Here is a 20,661-nt window from a genome sequence, read left to right as displayed (position 1 = left end):
CCGCTGTGATTGTGGCGATACAACCAAATACGTGGTTAACGCGGACTTAAGAAACCCGCCTCGACGTGCAAATATTGCGTCGGCGCTTCCGGTCGTTGGCAAAAATTGCGGCCCTGCCCCGGCCCGGCCCATAGCCGGGGTCAGGCACGCTCGGCCGCCAGCGGCACCGGCTGGGTTACCGGGAACAGGGCTTTCAGGGCGTCGAAGTGCTTTTCCACCAGATGCCAGGAAATCGTCGCGACGATCACGGTGATGGTGCTCATGACGAGGAATGTCATCGGCCCTGCCTTGTAGAGCGCTGGCCACTGCTCCGCGACCAGCCACCAGAGCGCCATATGGTACACATAGGTGGCGTAGCTGACCCGGCTGAGGAAGCGCGTGACGGGGTTTGCAAGCAGATAGGCCGACACGCCCTTGTATCCGATGTAGGAACTCAGAACGATCGACGACAGCGCGTAGATGCAAAGCAACTTGTAGGTTTCCGAGTGGCCGAACTTGATACCGACGAAGAGCGGCGACGCGATGATGGCGACCGATACGAGGTTGTTGAGCTTGCTCGTCAGCACCGCCCGCACGTCGGCATTGTCCTTGACCAACGCCAGGATGGCCCCTGCCGCCACGGGGTCGAAGGCAAGAACGATGTTTGACCAGGCGAGAAGGCCGAGCTCGTCGCTATAGGTCCGCGCGATCACCGACATCGTGAAGATGAGGACATAGGCCACGAATATATGCCGCCGGCTCAGGAAGATGATGATCAGCGGAGCGGTCAGGTAGAACTGCTCGACGATGTTGAGGCTCCAGAGATGCGCGGCAACCCAGGGCTCCCAGTCCTGGGTAATGGCGAAATACAGGCTCGACATTTGAAACGTGTGCCACACCAGGCTGTTGCGTATGCCATCCATGTTGAACAACGCCGCCACGAACAGCATCAGGAACAGGGCCGGAAGCAGGCGGAGCGATCGGCGAATGTAGAAGTTGGTGACGTTGATCGTCGCCTGGGTGTCTTTTGCCGACAGCAGGATCACCCCAATCAAAAAGCCGCTGATGATGAAGAAGAGTGAAACTCGAACCGATTCAAGTGTGGGATGCTCGTTCCAGTAATGAACGTACAATACCCCCGTCATGGCGATCACGCGAAGCCCGTCAATTTGCTCCCGCCTGTCGCCGCGCGCTCCCGTCGCAGCCATTCCTTTGTCCCCGCAGGATATAATACTTAAATTATTTCTACTTAAGAATATCCTTGGAGATTACGCCGCTTCCGCGCACTTGTGAAGAGGAGCGATGTTCTTGATCGACCAGAGGCGATACCTCTTCCGCCGACCCGAAAACAAGAAAGCCACGGGCGCGGCACGCCCATGGCCTTTACCAAGGTTTCAAACCAAGCCTAGGCTTCCTTGAAGACCTCGTCGCGGTTTCGCCGCATCGACGGCGAGATGGCGACCACGAGCGCCATCACGGCGATCGCAAGCAGAATGGCCGACAGTGGCGATTGCAGGAACGTCAGCGGGCTGCCGCCGGAGATGATCAGTGACTGGCGCAGCTTCTCCTCGAGCAAACGGCCGAGCACGAAGCCGAGCGCCAACGGCGCAGGCTCGAATTCGAGCTTGTAGAGGGCGTAACCGATGATCCCGAACAGGGCGGCCATCATCACCTGGGCGGCATCGTTGGCGATCGAATAGAGGCCGATGCAGCAGAAGCAGACGATCGCCGGAAACAGCAGGCGATAGGGAACGCGCAGCAGCTTCACCCAGAGCCCGATCAGCGGCAGGTTGATGATGACCAGCATGAGGTTGCCGATCCACATCGAGGCGATGAGCCCCCAGAACAGTTCCGGATTGCGCTCGATCACCTGGGGCCCGGGCACGATGCCCTGGATCATCATCGCGCCGACCATCAGCGCCATCACCGCGTTTGGCGGCAGTCCGAGGGTGAGAAGCGGGATGAAGGAGGTCTGCGCGCCGGCATTGTTGGCGCTTTCCGGGCCGGCGACAGCCGCCGGTGCGCCATGGCCGAAGTCCTGCGGCCGCTTCGACATGCGCTTTTCCACGGCGTAGCTGGCAAAGGGGCCAAGGATCGCGCCGTTGCCCGGCAGGACGCCAAGGACAGAGCCCAGGAAGGTACCGCGCAGGATCGGCGGGAAGTTTTCCTTCAGTTCCTTCAGCGTCGGCCACAGGCGGCCGATGCGGCTGCGCACGACATCGCGGGATTCCGGATCGGCAAGGTTCTTGAAGATCTCGCCAAAGCCGAAGATGCCCATGGCCAGCACGACGAATTCGATGCCGTCCTGGAGCATTTCAAGGCCGAAGGTCATGCGCTCGCGGCCCGTCTCCATGTCGGCGCCGACGCAGGAGAGCAGCACGCCGACGAGGATCATCGACACCGCCTTCAGAAGCGAGCCATGCGCCAGCACGACGGCGAAGACGAGACCCATGATCATCAGCGAGAAATACTCGGTCGGACCGAAGAGAAGGCCCATGCGCGTCATCGGAACGCCGAGGGCGGCAATCACGATGGTGGCAACCGTGCCGGCAAAGAACGAACCGATCGCCGCCAAGCCAAGCGCAAGCCCCGCCTGGCCTTTCTGCGCCATCTTGTGGCCGTCGATGGCGGTGACGACCGCTGTCGCTTCACCGGGAATGTTGACGAGGATGGCCGTGGTCGAGCCGCCATACTGGGCGCCGTAATAGATGCCGGCGAGCATGATCAGCGAGCCGGTCGGATCGAGCGAGAGGGTGACCGGCAGAAGGATCGCGATGGTGGCGACCGGGCCGACGCCCGGCAACACGCCCACCAGCGTGCCGATGAGACAGCCGATGAAGCAGAGCGCGATGTTCTGCAGGGTGAACGCCACGGTCATGCCGAGGCCGAGATTGATAAAGACGTCCAGCATCTCAGTATCCTAGAAGCCAGGGCGCGACGGGAACCGAAAGCCCGAGCGCATAGCGAAAGAGGCCGATGCAGAAGGCTGTTAGCACGGCGGCAAAGACGAGAAGTTCGCCAAGGCGCGCATCGCGCGCGGCAAGGCCGGAAGCGACGACCGCCAGCGGACAGGCGATCGAAAGGCCGAGACCGGGAATGGTAACCGGACCGAGATGATAGCCACGCACCGTAACGGCAAAGAGAACGACGCCGAGGATGACGGGGATCGTCTCGCGGATCGCCCAGCGGCCGGTCGATGGCCCCGGATCTTTTCGGCTCAGCACCAGTTGCAGGAGCCCGAGCCCCAGGATGACGATGGACAGCACCCGCGGCATCAACCCCGAGCCAACGCCTTCCGAGGTCATGAAGGGCAAATCCGAGCCGGCCCAGAGGCCAAGCCCGCCGAGGCCGACCAGCACGATGCCGGCAAGCCTCTCCCGGCCGAGCCCTCCCGCAGAGGGCTCGGTTTCAGTGTTCGTGGACGTGGCCTGCATCTTACTCGACCTTGATGTCGGCGGCTTTCACCACGTCGCCCCAGCGCGCGCGCTCCTTGGCCATGAACTCGGCAAAGGCCTGGGGGCCCATGGAGGACGGCACAGCACCGTCGTTCTTCAGCTTGTCGAGCACGTCGGCATCGCTGAGCGTCTCGGTCGTCGCCGCTTCGAGCTTCGACTTCACGTCCGCCGGCATGCCCTTCGGCCCGACGAGGCCGTACCAGGCCGATGCAGTGTAACCCGGGACGCCGGCTTCGATGGCGGTCGGCACATCCGGCAGGCTCGCAAAGCGCTTGTCGCCGGTGACGGCAAGCGCCTTCAGCGTGCCGCTCTCGATCAGCCCGATCGCCGAGGGAATGGTGGTGACCATGAAGTCGATATGGCCGCCGACGAGGTCGTTCACCGCCGGGCCAGCACCCTTGTAGGGAACGTGCCTGACCTTGATGCCGGCGGTCTGGCCGAGCAGCAGGGCGCCGAGATGGCTGGCCGAGGCATTGCCGGCCGAACCATAGACCAGCTCTCCGGACTTGGCCGCCTCGACGAGCTCGCCGAGCGTGTTGACCTTGAGCGACGGTCCGACGACGACGACGAGGGACGCATCGGCGATCATCGCGATCGGATCGAGGTCGGTGCCCGGATCGGCCTTCAGCTTGAAGATATGCGGGTTGACGACCATCGGGCCCTGATTGCCGATCAGCAGGGTGTAGCCGTCGGGATCAGCCGCAGCAGCAACTTCAGTGCCGAGGTTGGCGGCAGCACCCGGGCGGTTTTCGACGATGACGCGACCGCCGAGCGCCTTTTCAAGCCGGGCGGCAAAGACACGGGCGATGGCATCCGTGCCGCCGCCGGCGGCATAGGAAACCACCAGCGTGATCGGCTTGGACGGATAGGCATCCTGCGCCATCACAGGGGCGGCGACCGACATGGTCATGGCAACCCCGCACAGGGCAAGGGCGACGCGACGGGTAAATTTCATGGGCATTTTGTTCTCCTCCCAGTTCGTTAATGCATTCGCGACACGTTGCTCGGCAAGACCCTAAGCGTCTTTGCGAACAAGAGCCGCACCTTCAAACAGCCGACGTGTGGTGCGCATGACAGACACCGTCGGGCTATTGTCTCCCATGGCCTTCTCGACCCTCACCCGGAGCTCGCCGGTCGGGTGCTCGAAGGCGATCGTCGCCGGCAGCGAGAGTTCCGGAAACCGCTGCCCCACCAGGCTCGTCGGGATCGTTGCCGCCAGGCCGAGGCTCACCGCGCCGGTCGTTGCAAGCGCCGTGTGGCAATTGGCGGGCGTGAAGTACCGCACGGCCAGATCGCCGCCGTTTGCGGGCGCGCCGATCAGCACCGGCTTCGGCAGAACCGACTGGCTGACGTCCCCCATCCCCATCAGCCTTCCGGCCTCCCGCCGGATTTGCTCGAGCCGGACCATGAAATCCGCATCAGCGTCGAAAACCGCAGCCGGCTCCGAGCCGCTGTAGCCCATATCCTCGGCGGTGATGATCACCACCGGCGTCGCGCCATCCAGCAGCGTCACTTCGAGGCCGACAATGACATCGGTCGCCTTGCCGCTCGGCAAGAGCCGGCCGGTCTTGGCACCGATCGCGTCGCGAAAGGCCAGATAGACAGGGGCGGCCTTGCCCGGGACGCCGTCGATGGCGGCCTCGCCCTGATAGGCGATCGCGCCGCCGGGCGTCTGGATGCGGGCGTCGATGATCTTGCCGGTGTTGACGTTGTGCACCTTGATGACCGTTTCGTCGCCGGTCGGCAACACCAGGCCGGCCTCGATGGCGAAGGGACCGACGGCCGAGAGCATGTTGCCGCAGTTCGGCGCCGTATCGACGCTGCGCTCCAGCACCTTTACCTGGGCAAAGAGATAATCGACATCGGCTTCCGGACGGCTCGACGGGCCGACGATCGCGACCTTGCTCGTCAGCGAGTTGCCGCCACCGATGCCATCGATCTGCAGCGGGTGGCCCGACCCCATGATTTCAAGCAGCAGGCGGTCACGCTCGACCGGATCAGCCGGAAGATCGCGAGACAGAAAAAACGGTCCCTTCGACGTTCCGCCGCGCATCATCACGCAGGGTATCCTGATCAAGTCATCCATTCCGCATGTTCCTCCGCACCGGCCGCAACCGGCTGATCGGAGGGATCTCACGGATCAAATCTGTTGTGAAATGCAAAGAATGACGTAATTATTCCGATATGCGCAATAATTTCGAATTCCTCGACCTCAAGGCTTTTCTCGCCGTCCTCGACCTCGGCTCGTTCAACGAAGCTGCCCGCCAGCTCAATCTTTCACAACCTGCGCTTTCACGGCGGATCAAGGGTTTTGAAGCCTCCGTCGGCGCGCAGCTGATCGAACGCACGACCCGGCACGTGGCGCCGACGCAGGTCGGGCGCGAGCTTCTGCCGCTGGTGCGGCGACTGGTGGACGAATTCGAGGAATCGATCCTCTCGATCAGCGATCTCGGCGGGCGACACCGCGCCCAGGTCACAATCGCCTCGGTCCCGACCGCGGCCTTCTATTTTCTTCCCAGGGTTGTACAATCCTTCAACGAGAAATTCCCGGGCATCCGCTTCCGCATCCTCGATCTCTCGGCCAATGAAGGGCTCGATGCCGTCGCCAACGGCGAGGTGGAATTCGGCATCAACATAACAGGCGCTGCGCGCCCCGATCTCAGCTTCACGCCGCTCGTCGACGACCCGTTCGTGCTCGCCTGCCGCCGCGACCATCCGCTTGCGACGTCGAAACAACTGACCTGGGCGGATCTGACCGGCCACCCGCTGATCGGGGTGAGCAAGACCAGTGGCAACCGCGCCGTGCTCGACCGGGCGCTGACAACGGCGCAGGTGCAGCTCAACTGGTTCTATGAGGTCAACCACCTCTCGACCTCGCTCGGCCTCGTCGAGGCGGGTCTCGGCATCTCGGTGATGCCGCGGCTGGCAACACCCCAGGTCGAACACCCGGTCATCGCCACCGTGCCGCTCACCGCCCCCACCGTCAGCCGCACGATCGGCCTGGTGGAGCGCCGCGGCGGCAGGCTATCGCCGGCGGCGATCAGGTTTCGCGAGATGCTGGTGCAGGAGTGGACGTTTTTGCGGCGACCGTAGAGCCTGGCGCTGCGTATTCGGAGCCTTGAACCTTCAAGCTACGGCGCCAAATGCGGCTCAGAGGTGACTGTGTTCTTTTCAAACGTGAGTCGAGTTGCGCTAATCTCGACGCGATAGTTAGCCGACGCCGCGATAGCAACAATCGCGACAGCGCCTAGGACAAGCGCGATGCGGTTGATGTCAATTGCCTTCAAGCCTGCCTCCATACGCACCCGCGCCCTCCGCAAAGGTAGAGGGCATGCTTTATGGCTTGAAGATAACCGCCCGCTGCTGTAATTTCAATAGAAGTAGGAAAAATACTCCATAGCGAGCCGTGATGACACCATTCGATGAAACTGGAACAGTTCGCCAATTCCGTGAACTCACTGAGTCCATGTTTATGGGTCTTAACTTGAGTAAATTCGCGACCGACGAGACGGGCACAACGCAAACTCCGGTGATCCACGTCAAGGACCTAAATAATGGCGTCCTCGCAGACCGGGACAAATTAGGTAATTTTAGGATTCCAAAAAATAAGTTAGGGCGGCAAGAGCTGAGGCACGGCGATGTACTCGTAAGCGCGCGAGGAACACTCTTGAAGTGTGCAGTAGTCGGACCAACGCACGTGGGATCCGTCGCAAGCGCTAACTTCATAATTGTTCGAACAGGGAAATCACCACTTGTGAAGCCGGAACTGCTATGTGCATTTCTACGCCAAGCCGAAACACAGGCACTTCTACTCAGCAGAGTATCAAACACAGCCCAGCCGGCGCTAACAATCAGCGATCTCGAAAGCCTGTCGCTCGCCGTTCCGCCCCTAGACAAACAGCAAGCGTTGGTTCGCCTAGTTCGTGCAGCGGATGAGCTTTTCCAGATAGCTGTCACGCTCGCCGAACTTCGGCGCGACGAAGCGCTGTCTATCTTGGCTGACCATATGCATATCGCAAATGCGCAGGAATGAAGAGGATGTCGACCTTGGATAGACTTTTCAAAGAGATGCAAGATCTAGGCCGCGTCTCAGGGCACCGGGATCCAAATACTCCTCTCGCACTTTTGGGTCTGCTTTTCTTTGACCAGCGACTTGGTATCGATTCCGGCAAATGCGAGCTATCGACTTCCGATGACATCTTAAGGCTTGCCAGAGACGTCGAATTCAGCATGGGCTGGAATGAACGCCCTTTTAGCCGATACCTGCTATCTCACATACAAGCCCTCAGCCCAGCAATTGTCGCAAAATGGCTCTCCCTTGCGGAAGGAATTAGCCTCGACGCCGAGTTCAAGAATTGGTTCCCAAACCAATTCGAAAATCTAACGCTATCGACCTTCCAAGAGACGCCACCATCGGTGGCCCATCTGATAACCTCACTATTTGAAGGGCGAGACGTCCGCGTACTAGACCCGGCTTGCGGTACTGGTACCCTGTTATCCGCTGCCTTGAAACGGTTCGGCGCTGAGCACTCCAGCTTGATCGGAAAAGAGGGCAACGGATACTCATATTCCTGGGCAACCATCAGATTAGCGGCCCAAGGCGCCGGAAACGCAACAATTGAACTAGAACAAGTCCTCCGTCCCAGAAATCATCCGCTCAATGTAGAGAAGCAAGGCTTCGACATCATACTTACGAACCCACCGTTCGGTGTTCAGATGCAGGTGGCGGATCTGCCTCCGCTGATCCGCCAATCAGAACTCTTATCCGGAAAGCCTCTTTCAGGACGAGAGTCCGCCCGAGTGGCCAGCGAATCCGCTTATGTCGCAATGGCATACGAGAGCCTTTCCTCGAAAGGAACAGCAGCGCTCATCGTCCCCAACGGCTTTCTCACTAGAGGGGGGGCTGATCGGCGAATCAGAGAAGCGCTGATCGAACGAGAAGCTGTAAGCGCTGTTATCGGATTGCCACCTCGGCTTTTTGCCCCGATAACAGCCATTGAGACCTCAATTTTGGTATTGGCTAAGCCAAGTGGGCCCAACGCTCATCCGAGCACACTTTTCATTGACGCACGCGAATCGGGATATCGCAAAGGCGCGAAAGCGGTTTTGAATGAAACAACAGTCGATCACATTATAGACGTCTACAAAGCGCGTCGGTCGGAACGCGAGTTCAGTAGGGTTGTTTCTACCTCTGAATTGCTCACTGCAAATTCCTCACTCGCGCCCGCCATTTATTTTGAACACGTCGCTATTGAAAAGGTCGGCGCCCTCGACCGGCGATCCAAAATTGGCGAGTTGGAAAGCCAGTACACGTCACTTCGTGCGGAGTACGAGCAAATAGTACTTCAGCTAAAACGCGGCTGACGAAATGCCATCCGCGCCTCGCGATCGTTGAAGGCGAAAAGTTCCGTTAACTTTTGGCAGTGCGTCGAATTCGATGAACGCTACGGCGTCATACGCAGGGGCGTTTGGCCTGGTCTAATGCAATGGCTGGCAACCCATAGAAATGGTGCCCGGAGGCGGATTTGAACCACCGACACGCGGATTTTCAATCCGCTGCTCTACCAACTGAGCTATCCGGGCATCCTGCCGTTTCGGGCATTGGCTCCTTTCGGAACCATCGGGGCGCTTGTGTGTGCCCCGGGAACGAGCGGGGTTATAGCATCTTGTTCGGCGGTGTCCAGCGCCAAATGAAAGTTTTTTGACCGAAATCCTGTGGACAATCGAATGGTCGAAAAAGCCAGGAGTTTCAGAGAGATCGCATCCTCTCCCCCGTCCACTTTTCGTGGAAAGCGATCGTTGCAAGCCGAAAAAGGTGATCGCACGCACGCGGTGGCGCGCGAGGATCTTCGAGGTGTCGTTCGCGCTAAAGAGGATGTGGCGAAGGAAAGCCGGACCGGCGGGTCCGGCCGTAGCGGCACGCCTTAGCGGTCGTCGCCGTCGTCGGCCTTCGCCTCGTCGTCGGCGACCGGAATAGCGTAGGAGCCGGAGAGCCAGCGGTTGAGGTCGACATTGCGGCAGCGGTCGGAGCAGAAGGGGTAGTGCTCGCGGTGCGACGGCCGGCCACATTCCGGGCACGGGCGCGGCGCGCGCAGGGGCGCGACGTTCGAACCGCTTTTCTTCGTTTCGTCGGTCACTCGTTCAGCCTTCCAGCCAACGATTGTGCACGTCGTAGCCTTCGCCGACAAGCAGGCTGACGGTTTCGTAGAGCGGCAGGCCGACGACGTTGCTGTAGGAGCCGACGAGCTTGACGACGAAGCTGCCGGCGATGCCCTGTATGCCGTAGCCGCCCGCCTTGCCACGCCATTGGCCCGACGCGAGGTAACTCTCGATATCGAAGCCGGACAGGCGCTTGAAGCGCACCTTGGTGTCGACGACCTTCTGGCGCACGGTCTTGTCCGGAGTGATCAGGCAGACGCCGGTATAGACGCGATGGCTGCGGCCGGAAAGAAGATGCAGCGCGCTCGAGGCCTCGCTGACAAGTTCCGGCTTCGGCAGGATGCGGCGGCCAACACAGACGACCGTATCGGCCGCCAGGATGTAGCTTCCGTCCCAGCCGGCCTCGCCCTTGACCGCAGCAAGCGCCGCCCGTGCCTTTTCGGCCGACAGGCGCCGTGCGAGCGAACGCGGATGTTCGGCACGCTTCGGCGTCTCATCGAGATCCATCGGCATCAGGCGCGCGGGCTCGATGCCGGCCTGCGCCAGAAGCTCGACGCGACGCGGCGAACCGGACGCAAGTATCAGTTTCTTGGCCACTGTCATCGGAACGAGCCGTCACTCCAGAGCAATTCCAGCAAAATGCGATAGGCGGTTTACGGAATTGCAATCCAACCAAAGGTTAGAGCGTTTTCGCGATTCGAAGAAGAAGCGGAAATGCTCCAGGAATTGCTAAGAGCCAGAGCGGCTTACTTGAAGCGGTAGGTGATACGGCCCTTGGTAAGGTCGTACGGGGTCATTTCAACGAGAACCTTGTCGCCGGCAAGCACGCGGATGCGGTTCTTGCGCATGCGGCCAGCCGTGTGCGCGATGATCTCATGCTCGTTTTCGAGCTTCACGCGGAAGGTCGCATTCGGAAGCAATTCGGTGACCACGCCCGGAAATTCAAGGACTTCTTCTTTCGCCATGTAGGACTGTTCTTTCTATCTTTGTTTAGGGAACCGTCAGGTATCCCGAAAAATTCGCCGGAAACTACACAATCGACGAGGATTTGTGAACCATCTAAGACCGGCTTTTGCGCTTTTGTGACGGGCTACTGTGCCGCGCGTCGGATCAGAAGCGCGAAGCCGCTATAGCACTTCGTACCGCTCCATGTCTCTAGTCTTAAATCGATCGGGATTTAAGCGGGCATGGAAACGTCTTGGGCTGGAAACCGCCCGCGGATTTTCGGCAAAGCCTCAGACGTCTTCCGAATTCTTCGAACCGACCAACCGATGATTGATCAGCGTCGACAGGTGATCGCGCACAGCGCGATAGGCATCGACGATCTGCTCGCGCGTGCCGGCGGCCACCGTCGGATCCGGCGTCGGCCAGTAGACCACGTCGACGGCCATGGACCGCGTCAATTCAAGCGCCTTGTGATGGGCTTCCGGCGCCAGCGTGACGATGAGGTCGAAGTAATCGTCCTCCAGTTCGTCCAGCGTATGCGGCTGATGGCGACCGAGGCTCAGGCCCACTTCGGCCATGACCACGTCGACGAAGGGATCGCGCTCCCCATGCCGCACACCCGCTGAGGCGACATAGGTTCCGGCCGGCAGCGCCGCCTTGGCAAGCGCCTCGGCCATCGGCGAGCGGATGGCGTTCATGCCGCACATGAAGAGGACCGAGCGGGGCATTTTCAAGCGCTGAGCCTCGGTTCCCGCCATGCCGGTCGCCGCCCTCACCCGCGCCAGTAGAGCACGCAGACGAGCGTGAACAGGCGGCGGGCGGTGTCAAAATCCAGCCGGATCTTGCCGGAGAGGCGATCCATCAGCGTCTGCGAACCTTCGTTGTGGATGCCACGACGCCCCATGTCGATCGCCTCGATCTGGCTCGGCGTCGCCGAGCGGATCGCTTCGTAATAGCTCTCGCAGATCATGAAGTAGTCCTTCACGATCCGGCGGAACGGGGTCAACGACAGGATGTGGGTGGCGACACCGTCGCCTTTCTCGGTCGAGATCGCGAAAACCAGCTTCGCATCGACAAGAGAGAGATTGAGCTTGTAGGGGCCGCCGGGATGGCCGGCGGGCTCGAACAGGTTTTCTTCGAGCAGGTCGAAGATCGCAACCGCGCGCTCATGCTCCACGTCCGGGGTCGAGCGGCCGATGGTCTCGTCCAGAACGACATCGCAGAGACGCTGGTTGCGGTCCGCCTTCATCCAGCATCACCGAGATTGAGGCGAATGGCGACGGAGCGCGCATGGGCCTCAAGGCCCTCGGATTTGGCAAGCACGATCGCCGCCGGCCCGAGGATCCGCAACTGTTCGGCGTCAAGCCGCAGGATCGATGTGCGCTTCATATAATCGAGCACGCCGAGGCCGGAGGAGAAGCGCGCCGAGCGGGCGGTCGGCAGCACGTGGTTGGAGCCGCCGACATAGTCGCCGATGACCTCGGGCGTATGGCGGCCAACGAAAATCGCGCCGGCATTGCGGATCTTGGCGACCATCGGCTCCGGGTCGGCAAGTGCCAGCTCCAAATGTTCGGCAGCGATCCGGTTTGCCAGCGGTACGGCCTCTGCAAGATCGGGCACGAGGATGACGGCGCCGAAATCGCGCCAGCTTGCCGACGCCGTTTCGGCGCGCGGCAGCGTCTTCAATTGCCGCTCGACCGCGTTCTCGACCGCCTGGCCGAATTCCGCATCGTCGGTGATCAGGATCGACTGGGCGCCGACATCGTGCTCGGCCTGGGCGAGCAAATCAGCGGCGATCCAGTCCGGGTCGTTGTGCTTGTCGGCAATGACCAGCACTTCGGAGGGGCCGGCGATCATGTCGATACCGACCGTGCCGAAAACCTGGCGCTTGGCCGCGGCCACATAGGCATTGCCCGGGCCGACGATCTTGGCGACCGGCGCAATCGTCTCGGTGCCATAGGCAAGGGCGGCTACGGCCTGCGCGCCGCCGATGCGATAGATTTCCTCGACGCCGGCGAGCCGTGCCGCGGCCAATACTGCCGGATTGATCGCACCGCCCATTGCCGGCACCACCATGACGATGCGGGGAACGCCCGCCACTTTCGCGGGCAGCGCATTCATCAGCACCGAACTCGGATAGCTCGCCGTACCCCCCGGCACGTAGAGGCCGACGGCATCCACCGCCGTCCAGCGCGAGCCAAGGCCGACGCCCATGGCGTCTTCGTAGATATCGTCCTTCGGACGCTGGCGCGCGTGGTGCGCTTCGATGCGGGTGGCGGCGACCTTGAGCGCGCCGAGAACCTCCGGCTCGACCGCCTGGATCGCCGCATCGATCTCGGCGGCGCTGACCGCCATCGGCGTCGTCTGGAAATCGACGCCATCGAAACGCTTGGAGTATTCGGCAAGCGCCGCATCGCCGTGCAGCCGTACGTCGTCGATGATCGCCTTGACCACCGCATTGACGTCCTCGGACACCTCACGCTTGGTCGTCAGGAATGACGCGAACTTTTGTTCGAAGTCACCGTCGAGAAAATTGAGCCTGATTGCCAAAGGGACGTCCTCGTATGCCAGTGTCACATGCCAATGTGGGCGGATCGATCAGCGTCAAGCGCCTTCGGGGTGCTTGGGCTTGAAAGCGGTTTCCCACGCCCCGCCGGTATCCGCAAGCTGCGTTTCGATGCATTCGACGTCAAGCGCGATCGAGGCGTCACCAGCCAGAACCAGCTCCAGCGTGCCTTCCGGCCCCTCGCCCTCCACCGTGAACTTCAGCGTCAGCAGATCGAGCACCGCTTCGCCATCACGCCGGTCGAAGCCGACGGAGCGGACCGCATTCACCCGCTTGAAGAGGAGAAGCGCCCGCCGGCGCTCGAAGGAGCGGCGCTTGCCATCGGCCGTTTCCCAGACGAAGCGGTTGACGATGAGCGAAAACTGCTTGCGGCGCGCGTCGTATTCCAGGCCCGAAACCTTGAACACGGCATCCTGGACGTGGGCGGAGACGACAGCGAGATCCTCCTCGTCGAGCGCCAGCAGCTTCAATCCGGTCATGCCATCCATTCCTTTCGTTTCGCCGCACATCTTGACGTGCCACAATTGAAATGGACATAGGATGTTGCGCCTGAAACCGCAACGGTATCAGGCGCAACCGAAGAAATCAGTCGCTGACGCGCTCCACGTGCGCGCCGCAACGGGTGAGCTTCTCTTCGAGCCGTTCGAAGCCGCGGTCGAGGTGGTAGACGCGCGAGACCATGGTTTCGCCTTCGGCGGCAAGGCCGGCGATGACGAGCGAGACAGAGGCGCGAAGGTCGGTCGCCATAACAGGCGCACCCTTCAGGCGGCTGACACCCTCGATCTTGGCCGTCTGGCCCGAGAGCGAGATCTTCGCGCCGAGGCGAGCGAGCTCCTGCACATGCATGAATCGGTTCTCGAAGATCGTCTCGGTGATGTGCGAGGTGCCCTTCGCCATCGTCATCAGGCCCATGAACTGCGCCTGCAGGTCAGTCGGGAAGCCCGGGAAGGGATCGGTGACGATATCCACCGGCTTGATGCCGGCGCCATTGCGCACGATGCGGATGCCGCTGTTGGTCTCGGTGATCTCGGCGCCAGCGCGGCGGATCGCTTCGAGAGCCGTGTCGAGCAGGGCCATGTCGGTGTCTTCGAGGATGACGTCGCCGCCGGTCATGGCAACGGCCATGGCATAGGTGCCGGTCTCGATGCGATCCGGCAAGACGCGGTGGCGCGCGCCGGAAAGCGAACGTACGCCTTCAATTGTGATCGTCGGCGTGCCCTGGCCGGTGATCTTGGCGCCCATGGCGTTGAGGCAGTTGGCAAGGTCGACGACTTCAGGCTCGCGCGCGGCGTTGCCGAGCACCGTGGTGCCGTTGGCAAGGGTCGCTGCCATCATCAGAACGTGGGTGGCGCCGACCGACACTTTCGGGAAGGTGTAACGCGCACCGATCAGGCCGCCGGCGGGCGCCGTCGCGTTGACGTAGCCGCCATCGATCTCGATGTCGGCGGAAAGCGCCTTGAGGCCCTCGATGAAAAGATCGACCGGACGCGTGCCGATGGCGCAGCCGCCCGGCAGCGAAACTCGCGCCTTGCCTTCACGGGCGAGCAGCGGGCCGATGACCCAGAAGCTCGCGCGCATCTTCGAGACCAGCTCGTAAGGGGCGGTCGTATCGACGATGTTGCGGCAGGTGAAGTGGATGGTGCGGGCGTAGCTCTCGCCCTGGCGCTCGCGGCGGCCGTTGACGGAGATGTCCGCGCCATGATTGCCGAGGATGCGGATCAGCTGCTCGACGTCGGCCAGGTGCGGCACGTTTTCGAGCGTCAGCGTGTCGTCGGTCAGAAGCGACGCAATCATCAGCGGCAGGGCCGCATTCTTGGCGCCCGAAATCGGGATGACGCCATTGAGCTTGTTGCCGCCTACAATCCTGATGCGATCCATGAGGCCTCTCGAACGGGCTTGGCCCGCCTTTCCAAAATAATCCGATGTTGTCTGAAGGCGCCTCTTTAGTGGAGACGCCGCGAAATTAGAAGTACCTTGAACGCCGCGCATCCGTTCAGACGCCTGGCGCTGTAATATTTAGGTCGTTGCACAGCTTTCCCCCGCGATCGGTCCCGATTTACGGACCTGTGCATTCGAACGGCCGATGGCCATGCCGCCGGCAAATTGAAAACGAAGCGGCGGATACCGCTTCCTGCCCGTACTAATCTTGGGATTCGTCCGTTTTTGCGGCAGGAAGACCGCTGACTTCATCAGCAGCGCCGGATCGGCGCGCCCGCATCTGCTGCTTGCGGCGCATGAGGTTGTCGCGCAAGTTCCTGGCAAGACGCGCCTTTTTCAGGTCCGCCTCGGTCGTATCCTTTATCTTTTTCTGGCGCACCTTGCCGTCCGCCTGCCGCTCGTCAGGCGTAGACACGGCCTTGCCGCTTTCTTCGTCGTCTGTTTGCATGCCCATGCCATAGCGCAAAACCAGGGTCTTCGGAAGCGCCAGCGACTTTTCTCACAGCTCTTCACGAAAAACTTCGAAAACCTGCTTGCGCTCCCGGCTCAGCTATGGCAATAGCCCCCTCGCTTGATGCGGCTGACACACGAACCGGCCGCCAGATGCTGCTATAGCTCAGGGGTAGAGCACTCCCTTGGTAAGGGAGAGGCCGAGAGTTCAAATCTCTCTAGCAGCACCAGTTTTCTCTCAAGAGATACAATCGGTTATTCGCGTGCGAAGCGCTTCGCAATGTTCCGTCGGTTGCCATCTGCAAGCCGCCTCATCCGAACATTTGCCCGCGTCACCCATGACGGCTCAGTGGCTCACGCCTTACCCTTTTCGGTCCACCGACAGCCATTCACCTGGTACGTCCTCTGCGCTACACTTCGATTCGGGCGCGCCCACGCCTCCCCCCTCCGATCGGGAAAGCAGATTTCATGCGGGGCCATCCATCATCGAACCGACTGTTCGAGCATTGCGCATAAGGAGGGATTGCGAAGGTTGCTCGCATCAGGAGGTTACCGATGAAACTGACTGCGCCGATCTACCATCTGAAACGCAAGGCGAAACGCCTATGCCGCGGCGAAGCCATTTCCTTGCACGAGGCGCTCGATCGCATCGCGGTGCAAGAGGGTTACAGCAATTGGAGCCTGCTTGCTGCCAAACATGCGGCGGCGGGTATCGAAACGCCAATCCAGCATTCGCAACTCGACCCCGGCGATCTCGTTCTCCTCGGCGCGCGTCCCGGCCAGGGTAAGACGCTGCGAGGCCTCGCGCTTGCTGTTGAGGCGATGAGGGCCGGCCACAGAGCCTTCTTCTTCACGCTGGAATACACCGTTGCGGACGTGATCGGGCGCTTTACCGCCATCAAGGCCGACTACGACCAGTTTGCGTCGTTATTCGAGATCGATTGCTCCGACACGATCAGTGCCGACCATATCGTTGACAGGCTGTCGACGGCGACGCCAGGCACGCTTGTGGTGGTGGATTATCTCCAGCTTCTCGATCAGCGGCGTGAAAACCCCACGCTTGGCGATCAGGTGCGCAAATTGAGGGCATTCGCGCGGCAACGCGGGCTGATCATCATCTTCATCTCGCAGATCGATCGGTCCTTCGAAGCCACCGCGAGACGATTTCCGGACCTGGACGATATCCGTATGCCGAACCCGCTCGATCTCCGGCTTTTCGACAAGGCCTGCTTCTTGAGTAAAGGGGAGGCTCGGCTCCAATCAATCAATTGATAGGAAGCTTGGCTGGCTGACATCGGGAACGTATCCGCCTTCGCCGCGTTACAGTTTCAAAGGCAGCAACGCGGAGGCTTCTCAATGAAAGGTATCGTTCTCTGGCTTATGGGCGTGCCGCTCATCGTCATCATCCTTCTCTACATGTTCGTATTCTAGAGAAGCAAAATGCAACGGCAGGTTGGCAGATTAACGCGACCTTAAGATTCCACTGCCAGATTTGACATTGCGATGATGGACAATCGCAACATCTTTGATCCCCTTTTGAAACCGGCTTCTGCCGGTTTCTTTTTTTGATGCACCTGTTTCGTACTTGGCGTTACTTGCTTGCGTTACTTGGCGGTCAGACCTTGACCGCCTGCTCCACGAAATCCTGTGAGCCGAAGAACTTGAGGTAGCGCTCGACCTCGGCCGGGTCACCGGTCGCCTTGCGCGGATTGTCGGACAGCTTCACCGCCGGGCGGCCATCGGCTTCGCTGACCTTGCAGACGATCGAAATCGGGCTGAGACCGCTGATTTCTGTCGGCGCGCAACCGGCGAAATCGTTGGTGAGGTTGGTGCCCCAGCCGAAGCTCATGCGCACGCGCCCCTCGAAGTGGCGGTACGTCTCGATGATCGTGTCGACGTCGAGACCGTCGGAGAAGATCAGCAGCTTTTCCCGGGGGTCTCGGCCCATCTTCTTCCACCAGGTGAGGATCTTTTCACCGCCCTCGATCGGCGGCGCACTGTCCGGCCTGAAGCCCGTCCAGTCCGCCACCCACTTCGGCGCGTCACGCAGGAACGCCGCTGTGCCGAAAGCATCGGGCAGGACGATCAGGAGATTGCCGCCATAGAGTTGGTTCCAGTCCTGCAGCACCTTGTATGGGGCGGCAGCCAGTTCCTTGTCGTTGCGGGCAAGGGCTGCGGCCACCATCGGCAATTCGTGTGCGTTGGTGCCAAGCGCTTCCAGATCGTTGTCCATGGCGAGCAACACGTTGCTGGTACCGGAGAACGAGCTTCCGATTCCTTCCTTCAGCGCCTCGACGCACCAGCGCTGCCAAAGGAAGCTGTGGCGGCGGCGCGTGCCGAAATCGGAAATCCTGAGGTTCGGATACTGCCTGAGGCGCTCGACCTTGGACCACATCTTTGCCTTGGCGCGGGCATAGAGCACATCGAGGGTAAACGGGCCGAGGCCCTTCATCGCCGAGCGCGATCGCAGTTCGTTGATGATCGCCAGCGCCGGGATCTCCCACATGGTGGTCTCCGCCCAGCGGCCGCGGAAGGTCAGCTCGAACTGGCCGTCGCTGCGTTTCAGCTCATAGTCGGGCAAGCGGAATTTCGCGAGCCAGGCGAGAAACTCCGGGGAGAAGATCTGCTTGCGGCCATAGAAGGTATTACCGGCAAGCCAGATCATTTCCTTCTTGGAGAAACGCAGCTCGCGTGCGTGATCGAGCTGCTCGCGCAGTTCCTGCTCGTCGATCTCGTCGGCAAGCCGCACCGTCTTCGTGCGGTTGATCAACGAGAAGGTCGCGTCGACATCCGGATAGAGCTGCCAGATCATCTGCAGCATCAGGAGCTTGTAGAAATCCGTGTCCAGCAGGCTGCGTACGATCGGGTCGAGCTTCCAGGCGTGATTGTAGACGCGCCTGGCGATATCGGTCTTCGTCATCGGTGAAATTGCTCCTTCCTCTTGGGCGAGGCTAGATCATCCCGGCTAATTCAGCTCAACGCCGGCGTCACGCATGCGCGTGATCATGGCATGAAGAGAGCCATTGAGGTCGATGCCCCGACAGGCGTCGAGAACGACCGAGGTCGAGAAGCCCTGCGTCACCGCGTCGAGCGCGGAGAAAGCAACGCAGAAATCGGTCGCGAGCCCGCAGAGCGTCACCTTTTTGATGCCGCGGTCCCTGAGATAGCCAGAAAGACCGGTCGGCGTCCGGCGGTCGTTCTCGAAGAAGGCGGAATAGCTGTCGATCTGAGGGCGGAAACCCTTGCGGATCAAAAGCTCGGCGCGGGTCCATTCGAGCGCCGGATGGAATTCGGCGCCAGCGCTGCCCTGCACGCAATGATCCGGCCAGAGCGTCTGCGCGCCATAGGGCATGGCGATCATTTCGAAGGGGTTTTTACCAGGATGGCTGGAAGCGAAGCTCGAGTGGCCGGCCGGATGCCAGTCCTGGGTCAGAACCACATGCTCGAAGCGATCGATCAGGCCATTGATCATCGGCACGATCTCGTCGCCACCCGCGACACCGAGCGCTCCGCCCGGGCAGAAATCGTTCTGCACATCCACGACGATCAACGCTTTATCCGCCATCATTCACCTCTTGGCCGATCAACTGGTTATCGATCACCAAAATCGATTTAAGTCCAAGATCAATCACAGAATTTGAGCGACGACAAGCCAGTTCCGCAGGCTTCGAGGATCAGGAGGATAGATAAGCAAAAAGGGCGCCGGCATAGCCGGCGCCCTTGAACAAATGCGATTGAAAACAATCAGTTTCCGAGACTGTTGATGTTGTCCGCGATCGAGAAGCCGGAATTGGCGATGCCGACCGGCTGGGCGACGAAGTTGAGGAACTTCGAGAAATCGACCGACGGGTGACGCGAGGCATAGATGACGTCGCGATTCTTGACCGGGAAGGTCTGTCCGACGATCAGGCTGTCAGGCTTGCTCATGTCGAAGCGGTAGACGATCGGGTAGCGACCGACGCTGTCGGTCTTCATGCCCTTGCGCAGCATTTCGTTGAAACGCTGCTGACCGAGCAGGCTCATGACCACATCCGGTTCTTCGTAACGGAAGATGAAGTAGCCCTTCATGTCGAGCGTGTAGTCCGAACCACCGCCAGCAAGGCCCATGGCCTCGAGCAGGTTCAGGTCGTTGGCGCCGAATTCGACGCGCTGGTTGGCCTTGACCGCACCGAGGATCGTGAAGCGGCGCGGATCGCGCGTCACGAAGATCTGGTCGCCCGGCTTGACGTGGATATTTTCCGACGGGTTTTCGATGATCGACTTCAGAAGAACCGTTCCGGTCTTCTTGCCGCGCACCAATGTGACGAAGGTTTCATAGGGCTGCGCGACCGGGCCGCCGGCCTTGGCGATGACTTCGTTGATCGTCTCGTCGACGAGGCTGAGCGGCACCACGGACGATTTACCGACAGCGCCCGACACCGTAACGTTGCGCGACGCGGTGCTCATGCTCGTGACGATGACGTCAGGCTCGACCGCCTTCTGCTTCAAGGCTTCCAGAATTTCCTGGCGCGCCTGCTCCAGCGTCAGGCCGGCAAAACGCACGGGCCCGACATAAGGTATTGCCGCCTTGCCATCCGGCTGGACGACGAGATCGATGCTTGTCTGCTTGGAATCCTGCGTCGAGAACAGGCCGTCGCTGCCGGCTTCGAAGATCGAAACCTTGAGGGCGTCACCGACGCCGATCACGACGCGGCCGACGCCGCCGCCGACGCCGAAACGGCGATTGAGCGTCGAGGAGACATAATCGGAAACGAGACGTGCGGAGCGCCCGTCCACATCGACGATGTCGAAAACCGTTGCATTCTGGCGGCCGATCTCGGCGCCGGACTGGCCGGCATCCTTGACGATCGCCCCAGCCAGCGGCCCCTCACCAGGCACAGCCTGGCATCCGACAAGGGCGGAACAAAGCAGAAGGGCACTGACTCGTTTCAACTACGACACTCCACATTCGGCACAGCCATGATTTTGCTCATGGTTCCGCGCCGCATCATCCCCCGGCAGGGAATTTCGCCGGTCTCTGAAAAGCACAATCGCCGTCCCACAACAAGTCACCCCAAGACCAAGACGGGCAATTTATTTGAGCCCGCGTCTTTCTGGTCATACCTTCGATACCTTGAGCGTGGTTTGTCGCCCAATCCGACTTGGACTGGCGTTGACAGCGTGTATATC

The 20,661-nt window shown here is 60.8% G+C and carries 21 protein-coding genes and 2 tRNA genes; 5 read left to right on the top strand and 18 right to left on the bottom strand.

The window, feature by feature from the left end; genetic code table 11:
• Positions 1-140: 140 nt before the first annotated feature.
• The 5 genes from M2267_RS02815 to M2267_RS02795 all read right to left on the bottom strand — a co-directional run bounded on the left by M2267_RS02815 (position 141) and on the right by M2267_RS02795 (position 5,520).
• Positions 141-1,187: an acyltransferase family protein gene (locus M2267_RS02815; RefSeq protein ID WP_429112341.1), complete on the bottom strand. Its 1,047-nt coding sequence runs from the start codon at positions 1,185-1,187 to the stop codon at positions 141-143.
• A gap of 197 nt (positions 1,188-1,384) precedes the next feature.
• Positions 1,385-2,890 carry a tripartite tricarboxylate transporter permease gene (locus M2267_RS02810; RefSeq protein WP_043613103.1) on the bottom strand — a complete coding sequence of 502 codons (1,506 nt, stop codon included), beginning with the start codon at positions 2,888-2,890 and terminating at the stop codon, positions 1,385-1,387.
• A gap of 1 nt (position 2,891) precedes the next feature.
• Positions 2,892-3,413: a tripartite tricarboxylate transporter TctB family protein gene (locus M2267_RS02805; RefSeq protein WP_429112334.1), complete on the bottom strand. Its 522-nt coding sequence runs from the start codon at positions 3,411-3,413 to the stop codon at positions 2,892-2,894.
• A gap of 1 nt (position 3,414) precedes the next feature.
• On the bottom strand, positions 3,415-4,395 hold the full coding sequence (locus M2267_RS02800; RefSeq protein WP_245281596.1) for a Bug family tripartite tricarboxylate transporter substrate binding protein: 981 nt from the start codon (positions 4,393-4,395) through the stop codon (positions 3,415-3,417).
• Between the two features lie 54 nt (positions 4,396-4,449).
• Positions 4,450-5,520, bottom strand: a complete 1,071-nt coding sequence (locus tag M2267_RS02795; RefSeq protein WP_429112331.1) for a 4-oxalomesaconate tautomerase — start codon at positions 5,518-5,520, stop codon at positions 4,450-4,452.
• 98 nt (positions 5,521-5,618) lie between these two features.
• Between M2267_RS02795 and M2267_RS02790 the strand changes: the two genes are divergently transcribed.
• The 3 genes from M2267_RS02790 (at position 5,619) to M2267_RS02780 (ending at position 8,798) form a co-directional block, all read left to right on the top strand.
• On the top strand, positions 5,619-6,527 hold the full coding sequence (locus tag M2267_RS02790; protein WP_429112329.1) for a LysR substrate-binding domain-containing protein: 909 nt from the start codon (positions 5,619-5,621) through the stop codon (positions 6,525-6,527).
• Between the two features lie 316 nt (positions 6,528-6,843).
• Positions 6,844-7,467 carry a restriction endonuclease subunit S gene (locus M2267_RS02785; RefSeq protein WP_429112326.1) on the top strand — a complete coding sequence of 208 codons (624 nt, stop codon included), beginning with the start codon at positions 6,844-6,846 and terminating at the stop codon, positions 7,465-7,467.
• Between the two features lie 5 nt (positions 7,468-7,472).
• Complete coding sequence (locus M2267_RS02780; protein WP_429112324.1) at positions 7,473-8,798, top strand: HsdM family class I SAM-dependent methyltransferase; 1,326 nt, start codon at positions 7,473-7,475, stop codon at positions 8,796-8,798.
• 143 nt (positions 8,799-8,941) lie between these two features.
• Here the strand turns inward: M2267_RS02780 and M2267_RS02775 are convergent.
• The 10 genes from M2267_RS02775 to M2267_RS02730 all read right to left on the bottom strand — a co-directional run bounded on the left by M2267_RS02775 (position 8,942) and on the right by M2267_RS02730 (position 15,496).
• Positions 8,942-9,017: transfer RNA gene (locus M2267_RS02775), tRNA-Phe, on the bottom strand.
• 341 nt (positions 9,018-9,358) lie between these two features.
• Complete coding sequence (gene yacG / locus M2267_RS02770) at positions 9,359-9,571, bottom strand: DNA gyrase inhibitor YacG (RefSeq protein WP_043613109.1); 213 nt, start codon at positions 9,569-9,571, stop codon at positions 9,359-9,361.
• A gap of 4 nt (positions 9,572-9,575) precedes the next feature.
• Positions 9,576-10,196: a Maf-like protein gene (locus tag M2267_RS02765; RefSeq protein ID WP_034797002.1), complete on the bottom strand. Its 621-nt coding sequence runs from the start codon at positions 10,194-10,196 to the stop codon at positions 9,576-9,578.
• A 143-nt stretch (positions 10,197-10,339) separates the two neighbouring features.
• Entirely contained in the window at positions 10,340-10,558 is a 219-nt protein-coding gene (gene infA, locus M2267_RS02760; protein WP_004435948.1) for a translation initiation factor IF-1, read from the bottom strand.
• 270 nt (positions 10,559-10,828) lie between these two features.
• Positions 10,829-11,296 (bottom strand): low molecular weight phosphatase family protein, encoded by a 468-nt coding sequence (locus M2267_RS02755; protein WP_429112313.1) that lies wholly within the window; start codon positions 11,294-11,296, stop codon positions 10,829-10,831.
• A gap of 14 nt (positions 11,297-11,310) precedes the next feature.
• A complete protein-coding gene (locus M2267_RS02750) occupies positions 11,311-11,787 on the bottom strand; it encodes a UPF0262 family protein (protein ID WP_043613116.1) in 477 nt (158 codons plus the stop codon).
• Entirely contained in the window at positions 11,784-13,088 is a 1,305-nt protein-coding gene (hisD, locus tag M2267_RS02745; RefSeq protein WP_043613119.1) for a histidinol dehydrogenase, read from the bottom strand. The genes M2267_RS02750 and hisD overlap by 4 nt, the downstream gene beginning before the upstream one ends.
• A gap of 54 nt (positions 13,089-13,142) precedes the next feature.
• The gene (locus M2267_RS02740) at positions 13,143-13,583 is read right to left on the bottom strand and encodes a DUF2948 family protein (protein WP_043613197.1); all 441 of its coding nucleotides are present in this window, start codon (positions 13,581-13,583) and stop codon (positions 13,143-13,145) included.
• A 106-nt stretch (positions 13,584-13,689) separates the two neighbouring features.
• Positions 13,690-14,982: a UDP-N-acetylglucosamine 1-carboxyvinyltransferase gene (gene murA, locus M2267_RS02735; protein ID WP_043613121.1), complete on the bottom strand. Its 1,293-nt coding sequence runs from the start codon at positions 14,980-14,982 to the stop codon at positions 13,690-13,692.
• A 262-nt stretch (positions 14,983-15,244) separates the two neighbouring features.
• Positions 15,245-15,496, bottom strand: coding sequence for a hypothetical protein (locus M2267_RS02730; RefSeq protein WP_210335871.1), 252 nt, complete (start codon positions 15,494-15,496; stop codon positions 15,245-15,247).
• A 151-nt stretch (positions 15,497-15,647) separates the two neighbouring features.
• Here M2267_RS02730 and M2267_RS02725 point away from each other — a divergent pair.
• Both M2267_RS02725 and M2267_RS02720 read left to right on the top strand, forming a co-directional pair.
• A tRNA-Thr gene (locus M2267_RS02725) sits at positions 15,648-15,722 on the top strand.
• Positions 15,723-16,047: 325 nt separating this feature from the next.
• Positions 16,048-16,764, top strand: a complete 717-nt coding sequence (locus tag M2267_RS02720; RefSeq protein WP_429112311.1) for a DNA helicase — start codon at positions 16,048-16,050, stop codon at positions 16,762-16,764.
• A gap of 343 nt (positions 16,765-17,107) precedes the next feature.
• Here the strand turns inward: M2267_RS02720 and pncB are convergent, their stop codons facing one another.
• From pncB to M2267_RS02705, 3 genes are all read right to left on the bottom strand, one after another.
• Entirely contained in the window at positions 17,108-18,412 is a 1,305-nt protein-coding gene (gene pncB, locus M2267_RS02715) for a nicotinate phosphoribosyltransferase (RefSeq protein ID WP_043613125.1), read from the bottom strand.
• Positions 18,413-18,457: 45 nt separating this feature from the next.
• Positions 18,458-19,057, bottom strand: a complete 600-nt coding sequence (pncA, locus tag M2267_RS02710; RefSeq protein WP_429112309.1) for a bifunctional nicotinamidase/pyrazinamidase — start codon at positions 19,055-19,057, stop codon at positions 18,458-18,460.
• A 179-nt stretch (positions 19,058-19,236) separates the two neighbouring features.
• On the bottom strand, positions 19,237-20,424 hold the full coding sequence (locus tag M2267_RS02705) for a polysaccharide biosynthesis/export family protein (RefSeq protein WP_043613126.1): 1,188 nt from the start codon (positions 20,422-20,424) through the stop codon (positions 19,237-19,239).
• Between the last annotated feature and the right edge of the window lie 237 nt (positions 20,425-20,661).

Source organism: Ensifer sp. KUDG1 (assembly GCF_050434285.1).
Lineage (GTDB): Bacteria > Pseudomonadota > Alphaproteobacteria > Rhizobiales > Rhizobiaceae > Ensifer.
Note: the sequence above shows the minus strand (reverse complement) of the source record. Positions and strands in the feature narration are given on the sequence as shown.